Below are 13,565 nucleotides of genomic sequence, written 5' to 3'. Positions count from 1 at the left end.
CCCAAAGTCAGCCCAAGGAGACCGAACCGTGAAGAGCGCCGTGGAGACCCTGAACCCGACCCGGGTTCGGCTCACTGTCGAGGTGCCCTTCGAGGAGCTCAAGGACAGCCTCGACGCGGCGTACAAGAAGATCAACCAGCAGGTCACGGTGAAGGGCTTCCGTCGCGGCAAGATCCCGGCTCGCGTCATCGACCAGCGGTTCGGCCGCGGCGCCGTGCTGGAAGAGGCCGTCAACGACGCGCTCCCGAAGTTCTACACCAGCGCGGTCAACGAGGCCGAACTCAACGTCCTCGGCCAGCCCGAGGTCGACATCACCGAGCTCAAGGACAACGAGCTGCTGGCCTTCACCGCCGAGGTCGACATCCGCCCCGCCCTGGAGATCCCGGACTACTCCGGCATCGAGGTCGAGGTCGACGCCGTCGAGGTGTCGGACGAGGACGTCGACAAGTCCGTCGAGCAGCTGCGTGAGCGCTTCGCCTCGACCAGCGCGGTCGAGCGCGCCGCCCAGGACGGCGACGTGGTGACCGTGGACCTGGAGGCCAAGGTCGATGGCGAGGTGCTGGCCGACGGCATCGCCAACGGCGTCAGCTACACCATCGGCTCCGGTGAGCTCCTCGACGGCATCGACGAGGCCGTCACCGGCCTGGAGGCCGGCGGCAGCGCCACCTTCACCTCCGAGCTCAAGGGCGGCTCCGCCCAGGGCAAGGAGGCCGAGGTCAAGGTCGACGTCACCGAGGTCAAGGCCCGCGAACTCCCCGAGCTGGACGACGAGTTCGCCCAGATGGCCAGCGAGTTCGACACCCTCGACGACCTCAAGGCGGACAGCCGCAAGCGCCTGGAGCGGATGAAGAAGTTCGACCAGGCCACCCAGGCCCAGGAGAAGGTCCTGGAGGCGCTGCTCGGGCTGATCGAGGTCCCGATCCCCGAGAAGCTGCTCGAGGACGAGATCCGTACCCGCAAGCACAACCTGGAGCACCACCAGCTCGGCCAGATGGGCCTCGACCTCGCGAAGTACCTGGAGATCCAGGGCAAGACCGAGGAAGAGTTCGACGCCGAGACCAAGGAGCAGGCCGAAAAGGGCATCAAGACCCAGTTCGTCCTCGACGAGCTGGTCAACAAGGAGAAGCTCAACGTCAGCCAGGAGGAGCTCACCGAGCACCTCATGCGGCGTGCGCAGTCCTCCGGCATGAGCCCCGACCAGTTCGCCCAGGCCGTCGTCGAGGGTGGCCAGGTGCCGATGCTGGTGGGCGAGGTCGCCCGCGGTAAGGCCCTCGCTGTGGTCGTCGAGGCCGCCGCGGTCAAGGACACCAACGGCGAGGTCGTCGACCTTGAGGACGAAGAGGAGACGGAGGCCGCCGAGGCCGTCGTCGCCGAGGTCGAGGGCACTGACGCCCCGGCCGACGAGCAGGCGGAGAAGTCCCAGGGCTGAGCCCCGGCCGCACCGCTGACCGACTGATCACGGGCCCGAACGCGCACGTCCGCGTGTTCGGGCCCGTGTGTCGTCCCGGTCCGTGAGCCTGCGCTCACAGCGAACAGTTCTCGGTCTGGGATGGCGTTGTCCGACCTGCGCGTTAGGGTCCGTAGATACGAGGGCAGGGGAGTTGCTGTAAGTGCGCCGGACGCACCACGCGGCGCGGTCCCCGGCCCCTGAAGACGACGCTGAGGCGGCTCCGAGCCGTCCGACAACGAGCAGGTGGACACGTGACGATCCCGATGCCTTCCGCCGCCGCTGAGCCGACTTTCGGTGGCCTCGGCGACCAGGTCTACAACCGGCTGCTCGGCGAGCGGATCATTTTCCTCGGCCAGCAGGTCGACGACGACATCGCCAACAAGATCACGGCGCAGCTGCTTCTCCTGGCCGCTGATCCGGACAAGGACATCTACCTCTACATCAACTCTCCGGGTGGCTCGGTCACGGCGGGCATGGCGATCTACGACACCATGCAGTACATCAAGAACGACGTGGTCACCATCGCCATGGGCCTCGCCGCCTCGATGGGCCAGTTCCTGCTGAGCGCCGGCACCCCGGGAAAGCGCTTCGCGCTGCCGAACGCGGAGATCCTCATCCACCAGCCGTCCGCGGGCCTGGCCGGCTCGGCCTCGGACATCAAGATCCACGCCGAGCAGCTGCTGCGCACGAAGAAGCGTCTGGGTGAGCTCTCTGCCATGCACACCGGCCAGACGCTGGAGCGGTGGACCAAGGACGCCGACCGCGACCGCTGGTTCAGCGCCGAGGAGGCCAAGGCGTACGGCCTCATCGACGACGTCATGCCCTCCGCCACCGGCGTTCCGGGCGGGGGCGGCACCGGGGCCTGAGCCCCGGCCCACGTCCCGCAGTCGACCCCCAGCCCTATTTCGCCACCAGGACGGTGAACCTCCAGATGAACAACTTCCCCGGAAGCGGTCTCTACGAGCGCCCGCAGGCCGAGTTCTCCGGTATGCCCGCGGAGTCCCGCTACATCGTTCCGCGCTTCGTCGAGCGCACCTCGCAGGGCGTGCGCGAGTACGACCCGTACGCGAAGCTCTTCGAGGAGCGGGTGATCTTCCTCGGGGTGCAGGTCGATGACGCCTCCGCCAACGACGTCATGGCGCAGCTGCTGTGCCTGGAGTCGATGGACCCGGACCGCGACATCTCGGTCTACATCAACAGCCCCGGTGGCTCCTTCACGGCGCTGACGGCGATCTACGACACGATGCAGTTCGTCAAGCCCGACATCCAGACGGTCTGCATGGGTCAGGCGGCCTCCGCCGCGGCCGTGCTGCTGGCGGCCGGCACCCCGGGCAAGCGCATGGCGCTGCCCAACGCCCGGGTCCTGATCCACCAGCCCTTCAGCGAGACCGGCCGCGGCCAGGTCTCCGACCTGGAGATCGCCGCCCGCGAGATCCAGCGGATGCGCACGCAGCTGGAGGAGATGCTGGCCAAGCACTCGTCCACGCCGATCGAGAAGATCCGCGAGGACATCGAGCGTGACAAGATCCTGACCGCCGAGGAGTCCCTGGCGTACGGTCTGGTCGACCAGATCGTCTCGACGCGGAAGAGCTCCGTCTCGGTCTGATCGCGATCTTCGCGAATTGCGCCGGAGTGTTGCCCCCTTGGACCGAGTGAACCGAGTCGGTCCAAGGGGGGCCCGTACGGGGGGCCCGGCAAGGTACCGTCGATAGGCAAGCACCCGGGTCCGCGGAGCAATGCGGATCCCAGGCGAAGGGGATTCACCTCGTGGCACGCATCGGTGACGGCGGCGACCTGCTCAAGTGCTCGTTCTGCGGAAAGAGCCAGAAGCAGGTGAAGAAGCTCATCGCGGGACCTGGTGTGTACATCTGCGACGAGTGCATCGATCTCTGCAACGAGATCATCGAGGAAGAGCTCGCCGAGACCTCCGAGGTGCGCTGGGAGGAACTCCCCAAGCCCCGCGAGATCTACGAGTTCCTCAACGGCTACGTCGTCGGCCAGGAGCCCGCCAAGAAGGCGCTCTCCGTGGCCGTGTACAACCACTACAAGCGCGTCCAGGCGGGCGAGAACAGCCCGAGCCGTGGCGACGAGGGCATCGAGCTGGCCAAGTCCAACATCCTGCTGCTCGGCCCCACCGGCTCCGGCAAGACCCTGCTCGCGCAGACCCTCGCCCGGATGCTCAATGTCCCCTTCGCCTTTGCCGATGCCACAGCACTGACCGAGGCCGGCTATGTCGGTGAGGACGTCGAGAACATCCTCCTCAAGCTGATCCAGGCCGCGGACTTCGACATCAAGAAGGCCGAGACCGGGATCATCTACATCGACGAGATCGACAAGGTCGCCCGGAAGAGCGAAAACCCGTCGATCACCCGGGACGTCTCCGGCGAGGGCGTCCAGCAGGCCCTGCTGAAGATCCTGGAGGGCACCACCGCCTCGGTCCCGCCGCAGGGCGGCCGCAAGCACCCGCACCAGGAATTCATCCAGATCGACACCACCAACGTGCTGTTCATCGTCGGCGGTGCCTTCGCCGGTCTGGAGAAGATCATCGAGGCCCGGTCCGGCGCCAAGGGCATCGGCTTCGGCGCCACGATCCGCTCCAAGCGCGAGATCGAGTCCAAGGACCAGCTCCAGGACGTGATGCCGGAGGACCTGGTGAAGTTCGGGATGATCCCGGAGTTCATCGGTCGTCTCCCCGTCCTCACCTCGGTGCACAACCTCGACCGCGAGGCGCTCCTCCAGATCCTCGTCGAGCCGCGCAACGCCTTGGTCAAGCAGTACCAGCGGCTCTTCGAACTCGACGGCGTGGAGCTGGACTTCGACCGCCCGGCCCTGGAGGCCATCGCCGACCAGGCCATCCTCCGTGGCACCGGCGCCCGCGGTCTGCGCGCCATCATGGAGGAGGTCCTCCAGGCGGTGATGTACGAGATCCCGTCCCGCAAGGACGTCGCCCGCGTCGTGATCACCGCGGACGTGGTCCACTCCAACGTCAACCCGACTCTGGTCCCGCGCACCCGCGGCGACTCGGGCGAACCCCAGGAGAAGAGCGCGTAGGCGCGTCACCGATCGTCCAACTGAACCGCCCGGCAGCGGAGTCGCTGCCGGGCGGTTCTGTGGGTGGTGGGGGTCGGTGGTTCAGTGTCGGTGGCCCAGCCTGCATGCGTTGACTGCGTGATCCGGCTTGACGCCTATGTCCCTCAGCGGCATTTCGCAGAGGGGCGCCGGGTGGATGAACCCTGTTTCCCGTATGTGTGGCAGGTTCCAGTCAACGCCCGGTCGTGACGTGCCAGTTCGCCTCGGGCAAACGAAAGCGCTCGACGGGAAGGGCTCCTCGTCGAGCGCTTGCACCTTCAGGTGCCGGGGTGTTGTTACTTCTTCTCCTTGCGGACCTCGTTGCGGACCTTGGCGGCCTTGTCCGCCAGCTCCTTGGCGCCGGGCGTGGTGGCGGAGCCGCCGTTGGGGTTGGGCTTGGCGACCATGGAGACGATGCCGAGGGCGCTGTTGTCGCCCCACATGCAGATGGAGGCGGTGACGGGCACGGTGATCCCGGCCTGCGAGAAGGTGATCTTCTGCGTCTCGCACTTCATGACGTCGCCGTCGAAGTCACTGGGCGTGTACTCGGTGACCGGGGTGACCTGCTCGACCTTGGCGCCGTGGGAGCCTTCCTTGACGCCTTCGTTGTACTTGGCGAAGCCCTGGGTCACGGCACCCTGCGGGTCGGCGACGGTCCCGTAGACGCCGTTCACGGACAGTTGCAGCCCGGCGGTGTCCAGGTACGTGCCGGCGACGCCCTTGGCGTTGGAGATGCCGAGGGCCTTGGCGTCCTTGTCGTTGGAGAAGTCTTCGGCACCGCCGCTGCCGCCGGGGCTCTGGGTCTTCTTGAACTGCCCGCTCAGCAGCTGGTCCGGCAGCGCGATGGTGTACGGCTTGACCTTGCTGCCCGAGCCGAAGGCGAAGTACGCGCCGGCGCCGATCGCCGCGACCACCACGACCGCGCCGATGATCAGGCCGATCTTCTTGCCGTTGCCGCCGCCGGACTCCGACTCCTGCGGGATCATCCCGTAGGGCGTCTGCTGGCCGCCGAAGGGGGGCTGCTGGCCGTAGTTGGGCTGCTGGGGCTGGCCGTAGGGCGGCTGCGCGGCCTGCTGCGGGAACTGCGGCTGCGGGGCCTGCTGCGGGAACTGCTGCTGCGGGTAGCCGTAGCCCTGCTGGGGAGGCACCTGGCCGCCCTGCTGCGGGTAGCCGTAGCCGGGCTGCGGGGCGGGCGGCTGCGGCTGGCCGTACGGCCCGGGCTGCTGGGGCTGCTGTCCGTACGGACCCGGAGGCGGCTGGTTGTAGCTCATGGAGCGGTTCCCCTCGTGACTGCTGGTGACGCCGGGATGCCGCGGGTGACATCCGAGCGCGTGTTTATGCGCTGCCGACATCCTGTACGACGCCGCTGACAGCCGGTGCCCCGGGGGCGAAACCGATTCGAAGCTGCTACATGGGCGCCCGTACACTGTCCGTCGTGACCGAGAACACTCAGCAGCCCCAGCACAGCGTCCCCGAACTGCCGACTCAGTACACGCCGGCCGATGTAGAGGGGCCGCTGTACGAGCGCTGGGTAGAGCGGGGCTACTTCGAGGCGGACGAGAAGAGCGAGAAGCCGCCGTACACCGTCGTCATCCCCCCGCCGAACGTCACCGGGTCGCTGCACCTGGGCCACGCCTTCGAGCACACGCTGATCGACGCCCTCACCCGCCGCAAGCGGATGCAGGGCTACGAGACGCTCTGGCAGCCGGGCATGGACCATGCGGGCATCGCTACCCAGAACGTGGTCGAGCGCGAACTCGCCAAGGAGGGCGCGTCGCGGCACGACCTGGGGCGTGAGGCGTTCGTCGAGCGTGTCTGGCAGTGGAAGGACGAGTCCGGTGGCCAGATCTCCGGACAGATGCGGCGCCTGGGCGACGGCGTCGCCTGGTCCCGTGAGCGGTTCACGATGGACGAGGGCCTCTCCAAGGCCGTCCAGACGATCTTCAAGCGGCTCTACGACGACGAGTTGATCTACCGCGCCGAGCGCATCATCAACTGGTGCCCGCGCTGCCTGACCGCCATCTCCGACATCGAGGTGGAGTACCAGGACGACGACGGCGAGCTGGTCTCGATCCGCTACGGCGAGGGGGACTCCTCGATCGTCGTCGCCACCACCCGCGCCGAGACGATGCTCGGTGACACCGCCGTCGCCGTCCACCCCGAGGACGAGCGGTACGCCCACCTCGTCGGCACCGAGATCGAGCTGCCGCTGACCGGCCGCCGCATCCCGGTCGTCGCGGACGAGCACGTCGACCCGGAGTTCGGCACGGGCGCGGTCAAGGTCACCCCGGCGCACGACCCGAACGACTTCGAGATCGGACAGCGGCACAGTCTGCCGTCGCTGACCGTCCTCGACGAGCGCGGCGTCATCACGGCGCACGGTCCGTTCCAGGGGCTGGACCGCTTCGAGGCCCGGTCGGCGATCGTCGGTGCGCTGCGCGCCGAGGGCCGGATCGTCGCCGAGAAGCGCCCGTACACCCACTCCGTCGGGCACTGCTCGCGGTGCAAGACCACCATCGAGCCGCGGCTGTCCATGCAGTGGTGGGTCAAGGTCGGCCCGCTGGCCAAGGCCGCCGGTGACGCGGTCCGCGAGGGCAAGGTCGCGATCCACCCCAAGGAGATGGAGTCCCGGTACTTCGGCTGGGTCGACAACCTCCACGACTGGTGCATCTCGCGGCAGCTGTGGTGGGGCCACCGCATCCCGGTCTGGTACGGGCCGAACGGCGAGGTCGTCTGCGTCGGACCCGACGACGAGGCGCCCACCGGAGATGGGTGGCACCAGGACACCGACGTCCTCGACACGTGGTTCTCGTCCGGTCTGTGGCCGTTCTCCACGCTGGGCTGGCCCGAGCAGACCCCGAGCGTCGGGAAGTTCTACCCGAACTCGGTCCTGGTCACCGGCTACGACATCCTCTTCTTCTGGGTCGCCCGGATGATGATGTTCGGGCTGTACGCGATGGACGGCACCCCGCCGTTCCACACCATCGCGCTGCACGGCATGGTCCGTGACCAGTTCGGCAAGAAGATGTCCAAGTCCTTCGGGAACGCGGTCAACCCGCTGGACTGGATGGACACCTACGGTTCGGACGCGGTCCGCTTCACCCTCGCCCGCGGCGCCAACCCGGGCGTCGACGTGCCGATCGGTGAGGACTGGGTCCAGGGCTCCCGCAACTTCGCCAACAAGATCTGGAACGCCACCCGCTTCGCGCTGATGAACGGCGCGACGGTGGAGGGCGACCTGCCGCCCGCGGAAGCGCTGTCCGCGACCGACCGGTGGATCCTGTCCCGGCTCAACTCGGTCGTCGCCGAGGTCGACGCGTACTACGACGACTACCAGTTCGCCAAGCTGTCGGACACCCTCTTCCACTTCGCCTGGGACGAGGTCTTCGACTGGTACGTCGAGCTGTCCAAGACGACGTTCATGGCGGGCGGCCCGGCCGCCGACGCCTCCCGCCGGGTGCTCGGCGAGGTCCTGGACGTCACCCTGCGGCTGCTGCACCCGGTCGTGCCGTTCGTCACCGAGACGCTGTGGACGACGCTGACCGGTGGCGAGTCGGTCGTCATCGCCCAGTGGCCCGGCGACTCGGGCTTCCGGGACGCGGCGGCCGAGCGGGAGATCGAGACCGTTCAGCAGATCGTCACCGAGGTCCGCCGGTTCCGTTCCGACCAGGGCCTCCAGCCGGGCCAGAAGGTCCCCGCGCGGCTGGACCTGACCGGTACGGCACTGGCGCCGCACGAGGCCGCGATGCGCTCGCTGCTGCGCCTGACGCCGGCCGACGAGGGCTTCACCGCCACCGCGTCGCTGCCGGTCGCCGGCGCGACGGTCGCGCTGGACCTGTCCGGTGCGATCGACGTCGAGGCGGAGCGCAAGCGGCTGACGAAGGACCTGGCGGTGGCCGAGAAGGAGCTGGCGCAGACCACCGCCAAGCTCGGCAACGAGGCGTTCCTCGCCAAGGCCCCCGAGCAGGTCAAGGAGAAGATCCGGACCCGCAAGGCGGCCGCCGAGGCCGATATCGAGCGGATCACCGCGCAGTTGGCGGCCCTGCCCACGGCGTAGTCGGCGGCGCCGGCCACACGCCGGGCCCCGCAGCCTCCTCCGCAGGCCCCTCGTCCGTACGGGCGGGGGGCCTGCGCCGTCCCCGCCGTCCGCCGCGGTCGCCGCGCTCCCGGACCGGCCACAGCAGGACGTACGCCGTGGAGACCGCCACGAACGCCAGCCGGATCAGGCCCCGCACCGAATCGTCCGGGACGGCGAAGACGCTGCCGTAGAGGACGAGCAGCGCCAGCCAGCTCCACCAGGGCACCAGGCGGCGCTGCCCGATGACGTCCCACAGGAGGGTGCCGAGCAGCACCGACGCGGTGTAGTAGGTGTAGACGCTGGGGTCCAGGACGATCCGGGCGTTGGCGCCGAGCAGCACCACGGCCGCCCAGCGGCCCCGCCAGACCGCGAGTCCGCCCAGCACCAGCCCGAGGGCGAACTGCGCGGGGCGGACCCAACCGGGGGTCTCGGGGTCGTCGGCGCCCAGCCAGCGCAGCGCGGACGCCGGCTGGTTGGGGATGGCGAACTTGGCGGCGGCGAAGGACTGGGCGTCGCCGAGGAAGAACGGCAGCCAGGCGACGGCGACCAGCGCGGCGCACCACAGGCCGGCCTTGAGCCACTTGTCCCGGGGGAGCGCCAGCAGCAGCGGGACGAAGGCCAGCGCGGTCGGCTTGGAGTCCATCGCCAGCGCCAGGAAGGCACCGGTCAGGGCGGCGTTGCCGCTGGTCACGGCGCGCACCGCGAGGGCGGTGAAGAACAGGGCCAGGACGTCGTCGAGGTGCCCGAAGCGGACCGCGACCTCGATCCACATGGGGATGAAGGCCAGCCCGGCGATCAGCACCCGCTGCCGCAGCCGCTGGTGGTTGGTGCCGGTGCCCAGGAAGTGGTGGGCGGCGCTGCGGCCGGCCAGCACCAGGATGACCAGGCCCAGCGCGGACATCAGGGCCGCGGCGAGGAACTGCCCGGTGGCCTCCGGGAACGGGTTGAACAGCCCGGCCGTCAGGAAGCTGATCGGCCCCATCTGGAGCTCGGGGTGGTGCGCGTAGAGGTTGAGGCCGCCGGTGCCGTCACCGGAGCTGCCCTGGTAGATGAGTTCGCCGCCGGTGCGCAGATAGTGCCAGGAGAAGCCGCCGTGCGGTTCCACGATCAAGAACCACAGCACGGTCCATGCCGTGAGCAGCACCAAATGCATCCGCTGACTGATTGCCGGCACGCCTCTTCAGCTCCTGCTTTCCTGACTCTTTGCGATGACCGCGGTCGCCGCGGTCCGGGGGCGTTCCAGACCCCGCCGTGCAAGAGGGCACCGGGCGGCGGAAAGGTTGTCCCGCCCGACGGTCCGATCGCTCACATCCAGGTGGAACGCGGTTCTCATGACGCTCTCATGAAGGCGAGGCACCGTGAACCGGAATGCCGGAGTTCCGACGGAAACGTAGGTCCGGTCCCGTCCCCAGCACCGAGGAGCCGCGCCCCATGAACAAACCCCTGCGACGGGTCTCGGTCTTCTGCCTCGCACTGATCCTTGCACTGATGGGCTGGGCCACCTGGATCCAGGGCGCCAAGGCCAGCGACTACCAGGAGAACCCGCACAACCCGCGGGTGAACATCGCCAAGTACTCCGGGCCCCTGGGCAACATCCTCGTCGACGGCCAGCCGGTCACCGGCTCCGCCGCCACCTCCTCCACCCTGAAGTACAAGCGGACCTACAAGGACGGCCCGCTCTACGCCCCGGTCACCGGCTTCTCCTCGCAGATCTTCGGCAGCACCCAGCTGGAGAGCCTCTACGGCGACCTGCTCGGCGGCAGCGACAGCCGGCTCCAGAACCCCGCCGACACCCTGCTGCACGAGCGCCCCAAGGGCGGCGACGTGGCCACCACCATCGACCCCAAGGTGCAGAAGGCCGGTTACCAGGCGCTCGGCGACAAGACCGGCGCGGCCATCGCGCTGGACCCGGCGACCGGCCGGATCCTGGGCATGGTCAGCACCCCGTCGTACGACCCGGGGAAGTTCGCCGGGTCCGGCACCGCCGACCAGAAGGCGTGGCAGGCCCTGACGAACGACGCCGGCCAGCCGAACCTCAACCGCGCGCTGCGCCAGCCGCTGCCGCCCGGCTCCACCTTCAAGCTGGTGGTCGCCGCCGCCGCGCTGGAGAACGGCCTGTACTCCTCGGTGGACCAGCCCACCGACAGCCCCGACCCGTACACCCTCCCCAACACCCGCACCCAGCTGACCAACGAGAGCGCCTCGGCGCCCTGCAAGAACGCCACCATCCGCACCGCGCTCCAGTACTCCTGCAACACCGTCTTCGCGAAGATCGCCGTCGACCTGGGCAAGGACAAGGTCGCGGCGCAGGCCGAGAAGTTCGGTTTCAACGACGCCAAGGTGGACGTCCCGGTGCGCGCCGCCAAGAGCGTCTACCCGACGGGCATGGACCAGGCGCAGACCGCGCTCTCCGGCATCGGCCAGTTCGACGACCAGGCCACCCCGCTCCAGATGGCGATGGTCGCCTCGGCGATCGCGGGCGGCGGCGACCTGAAGACCCCGCAGCTGGTCGACAAGCTCACCGACGGCGGCGGCAACACCGTCCAGCAGAACACCCCGAAGACCTACCGCAAGGCGATGTCGAGCCGGACCGCCGCCCAGCTGCGCTCCGCGATGCAGACGGTCGTGGACAAGGGAACCGGGTCCAACGCGAAGATCGACGGAGTGACCGTCGGCGGCAAGACCGGCACCGCCCAGCACGGCGTCGACAACAGCGGCACCCCGTATGCCTGGTTCGTCTCGTATGCGGACGACGGCAAGGGCCACCAGGTCGCGGTCGCCGTAATGGTCGAGGACGGGCACGCGGCCCGCAACGAGGTCTCCGGCAACGGGCTGGCGGCCCCGATCGCCAAGGCGATGATGCAGGCGGCGCTGTCCTGACCGGAGCGGGGGCGGGACGGGCTCGGGGCGGGCGTGGGACGGGCTCGGTGCGGGGGAGTGGCGGTGCGGGGGCGGCGACGGCCCGTTGTCGGTGGCGCCTCGTAGACTTGTCGTCGTGAGCGAGCGCCCCCAGAACGACGATCCCGACCCGACTCCCGACCCGACCGACGCCTTCGAGGAGATGGTCGAGGCCGAGACGCAACGTGACCCCGACCTCGCGGTGATCGAGGCCGGTAGCCGGACCTTGCGCGCGCAGGCCGGACCGCCGCAGGGGGACCAGGTCCCGGCCCGGCCCGCCGACCCGGAGGTCGACCGCGCGCTGCGCGCCGTGGAGGAGGAGCTGGGGGGCCGCTGGGGCGAGACCAAACTCGACCCGTCGATCGAGCGCATCGCCGCGCTCCTGGACATCCTGGGCTCGCCGCAGCGCGCCTACCCGTCCATCCACATCACGGGGACGAACGGCAAGACCAGCACGGCCCGCATGATCGAGGCCCTGCTCGGCGGCTTCGAGCTGCGCACCGGCCGCTACACCAGCCCGCACGTCCAGTCCGTCACCGAGCGGATCAGCCTGGACGGCAGCCCCATCTCCGCCGAGCGCTTCATCGAGACCTACCGCGACATCGCGCCGTACGTGGAGATGGTCGACGGGCAGCAGGAATACCGCCTCTCGTTCTTCGAGGTGCTCACCGCGATGGCGTTCGCCGCGTTCGCCGACGCCCCGGTGGACGTCGCGGTCGTCGAGGTCGGCATGGGCGGCACCTGGGACGCGACCAACGTCATCGACGGCGACGTCGCCGTGATCACCCCGATCTCGCTGGACCACACCGACCGGCTGGGCGAGACGCCCGAGCAGATCGCCGGGGAGAAGTCCGGGATCATCAAGAAGGACGCCACCGTCGTCCTGGCCCAGCAGCCGGTGGACGCGGCCTCGGTGATGCTCAAGCGCGCCGTCGAGGTGGACGCCACGGTCGCCCGCGAGGGCATGGAGTTCGGCGTGCTCTCCCGAGAGGTGGCGGTCGGCGGCCAGATGCTGACCCTGCGCGGACTGGGTGGCGAGTACCCGGAGGTCTTCCTCCCGCTGCACGGCGCCCACCAGGCGCACAACGCCGCGGTCGCGCTCGCCGCCGTCGAGGCGTTCTTCGGCGTCGGCGCGGGCCATGCCAGCACCCTCGACATCGACACCATCCGCTCCGGGTTCGCTTCGGTCAGCTCGCCCGGCCGGATGGAGGTGGTCCGGCGCAGCCCCACGGTGGTGCTGGACGCCGCGCACAACCCGGGCGGCGCGCGGGCGGCGGCCGAGGCGGTCACCGAGGCGTTCGATTTCAGCCGACTGATCGGGGTCGTCGGGGCCAGCGAGGGCAAGGACGTCCGGGGCGTCCTGGAGGCTTTCGAGCCGATCTTCGCCGAGGTCGTGGTGACGCGTAATTCCAGCCAGCGTGCGATGGATCCGGACGAGCTGGCCGCCATCGCCGTGGAGATCTTCGGCGCCGAGCGGGTCCAGGTCGAGCCGCGACTGGACGACGCCCTGGAGGCGGCGATCACCCTCGCCGAGGAAGAGGGCGAGTTCGCCGGCGCCGGTGTCCTGGTGACCGGCTCGGTGATCACGGTCGGCGAGGCCCGGCTGCTCCTGGGAAGGAACTGACCATGCGCACGCTGTGTGCCAGCACCCTGATAGGCGAGTTCTTCGTGATCGGCTTCGCCGGCCTGGTCGCGATGCAGATGACCGACATCTCCCGCGCCACCATCTGGATCGTCAGCGGTATCGCGATGCTGCTGAGCCTGCTGCTGTGCGGGATGCTGTCCCGTCCCGGCGGGGTCCAGCTGGGCTGGGCGCTGCAGATCGCGCTGATCGCCAGCGGCCTGGTCGTCCCCTCGATGTTCTTCCTCGGCGCGGTCTTCGGCGCCCTGTGGTGGGCCTCGGTCCACTTCGGCCGCAAGGTCGACGAGGCGAAGGCCCGCTTCGCGGCCGAGGCCGAGCCGGCGGCGGCCGGCTGACCCCCACGAACCTGCCTTTCCCCACCCACTCACGGGAGGGGACGGGGCTGCGGGGTGGGGGTGTTCCGGACGTAAAGCGCAGCAGTCCGGAAC

Annotated in this window: 10 protein-coding genes; 8 read left to right on the top strand and 2 right to left on the bottom strand. The window is 69.3% G+C overall.

Going from position 1 to position 13,565, the window contains the following annotated elements; genetic code table 11:
* Window positions 1-28: 28 nt before the first annotated feature.
* The 4 genes from tig (at window position 29) to clpX (ending at window position 4,501) form a co-directional block, all read left to right on the top strand.
* A complete protein-coding gene (gene tig, locus ACFVT2_RS34280) occupies window positions 29-1,429 on the top strand; it encodes a trigger factor (protein ID WP_390024390.1) in 1,401 nt (466 codons plus the stop codon).
* Between the two features lie 284 nt (window positions 1,430-1,713).
* Window positions 1,714-2,316: an ATP-dependent Clp protease proteolytic subunit gene (locus ACFVT2_RS34275; protein ID WP_390024423.1), complete on the top strand. Its 603-nt coding sequence runs from the start codon at window positions 1,714-1,716 to the stop codon at window positions 2,314-2,316.
* 65 nt (window positions 2,317-2,381) lie between these two features.
* Complete coding sequence (locus ACFVT2_RS34270) at window positions 2,382-3,056, top strand: ATP-dependent Clp protease proteolytic subunit (RefSeq protein ID WP_390024388.1); 675 nt, start codon at window positions 2,382-2,384, stop codon at window positions 3,054-3,056.
* 161 nt (window positions 3,057-3,217) lie between these two features.
* Window positions 3,218-4,501 (top strand): ATP-dependent Clp protease ATP-binding subunit ClpX, encoded by a 1,284-nt coding sequence (clpX, locus tag ACFVT2_RS34265; RefSeq protein ID WP_390024386.1) that lies wholly within the window; start codon window positions 3,218-3,220, stop codon window positions 4,499-4,501.
* A 314-nt stretch (window positions 4,502-4,815) separates the two neighbouring features.
* Here the strand turns inward: clpX and ACFVT2_RS34260 are convergent, their stop codons facing one another.
* The gene (locus ACFVT2_RS34260) at window positions 4,816-5,790 is read right to left on the bottom strand and encodes a hypothetical protein (RefSeq protein ID WP_390024384.1); all 975 of its coding nucleotides are present in this window, start codon (window positions 5,788-5,790) and stop codon (window positions 4,816-4,818) included.
* A 164-nt stretch (window positions 5,791-5,954) separates the two neighbouring features.
* On the opposite strand from ACFVT2_RS34260, the gene ACFVT2_RS34255 reads away from it, so the two are divergent.
* Entirely contained in the window at window positions 5,955-8,576 is a 2,622-nt protein-coding gene (locus tag ACFVT2_RS34255) for a valine--tRNA ligase (protein WP_390024382.1), read from the top strand.
* Here the strand turns inward: ACFVT2_RS34255 and ACFVT2_RS34250 are convergent.
* Window positions 8,542-9,750 (bottom strand): hypothetical protein, encoded by a 1,209-nt coding sequence (locus ACFVT2_RS34250; protein ID WP_390024421.1) that lies wholly within the window; start codon window positions 9,748-9,750, stop codon window positions 8,542-8,544. The two genes, ACFVT2_RS34255 and ACFVT2_RS34250, sit on opposite strands and share 35 nt — an antisense overlap.
* Before the next feature lie 278 nt (window positions 9,751-10,028).
* On the opposite strand from ACFVT2_RS34250, the gene ACFVT2_RS34245 reads away from it, so the two are divergent.
* The 3 genes from ACFVT2_RS34245 to ACFVT2_RS34235 all read left to right on the top strand — a co-directional run bounded on the left by ACFVT2_RS34245 (window position 10,029) and on the right by ACFVT2_RS34235 (window position 13,472).
* Window positions 10,029-11,477 carry a peptidoglycan D,D-transpeptidase FtsI family protein gene (locus ACFVT2_RS34245; RefSeq protein WP_390024380.1) on the top strand — a complete coding sequence of 483 codons (1,449 nt, stop codon included), beginning with the start codon at window positions 10,029-10,031 and terminating at the stop codon, window positions 11,475-11,477.
* Between the two features lie 115 nt (window positions 11,478-11,592).
* A complete protein-coding gene (locus ACFVT2_RS34240) occupies window positions 11,593-13,119 on the top strand; it encodes a bifunctional folylpolyglutamate synthase/dihydrofolate synthase (RefSeq protein WP_390024378.1) in 1,527 nt (508 codons plus the stop codon).
* 2 nt (window positions 13,120-13,121) lie between these two features.
* Entirely contained in the window at window positions 13,122-13,472 is a 351-nt protein-coding gene (locus ACFVT2_RS34235; RefSeq protein WP_390024376.1) for a DUF4233 domain-containing protein, read from the top strand.
* The last annotated feature ends 93 nt before the right edge of the window (window positions 13,473-13,565 follow it).

The sequence above is a fragment of the Streptomyces sp. NPDC058000 genome (genome assembly GCF_042886435.1).
Classification (GTDB): domain Bacteria; phylum Actinomycetota; class Actinomycetes; order Streptomycetales; family Streptomycetaceae; genus Streptomyces.
This window is presented reverse-complemented; position numbering and strand designations above follow the sequence as displayed.

Coding starts and splice junctions, on each gene's coding strand:
- ACFVT2_RS34270 (WP_390024388.1), top strand. CDS start 2,382: ATGAACAACTTCCCCGGAAGCGGTCTCTACGAGCGCCCGCAGGCCGAG.
- ACFVT2_RS34275 (WP_390024423.1), top strand. CDS start 1,714: ATGCCTTCCGCCGCCGCTGAGCCGACTTTCGGTGGCCTCGGCGACCAG.
- ACFVT2_RS34235 (WP_390024376.1), top strand. CDS start 13,122: ATGCGCACGCTGTGTGCCAGCACCCTGATAGGCGAGTTCTTCGTGATC.
- ACFVT2_RS34250 (WP_390024421.1), bottom strand. CDS start 9,750: ATGCATTTGGTGCTGCTCACGGCATGGACCGTGCTGTGGTTCTTGATC.
- ACFVT2_RS34260 (WP_390024384.1), bottom strand. CDS start 5,790: ATGAGCTACAACCAGCCGCCTCCGGGTCCGTACGGACAGCAGCCCCAG.
- ACFVT2_RS34245 (WP_390024380.1), top strand. CDS start 10,029: ATGAACAAACCCCTGCGACGGGTCTCGGTCTTCTGCCTCGCACTGATC.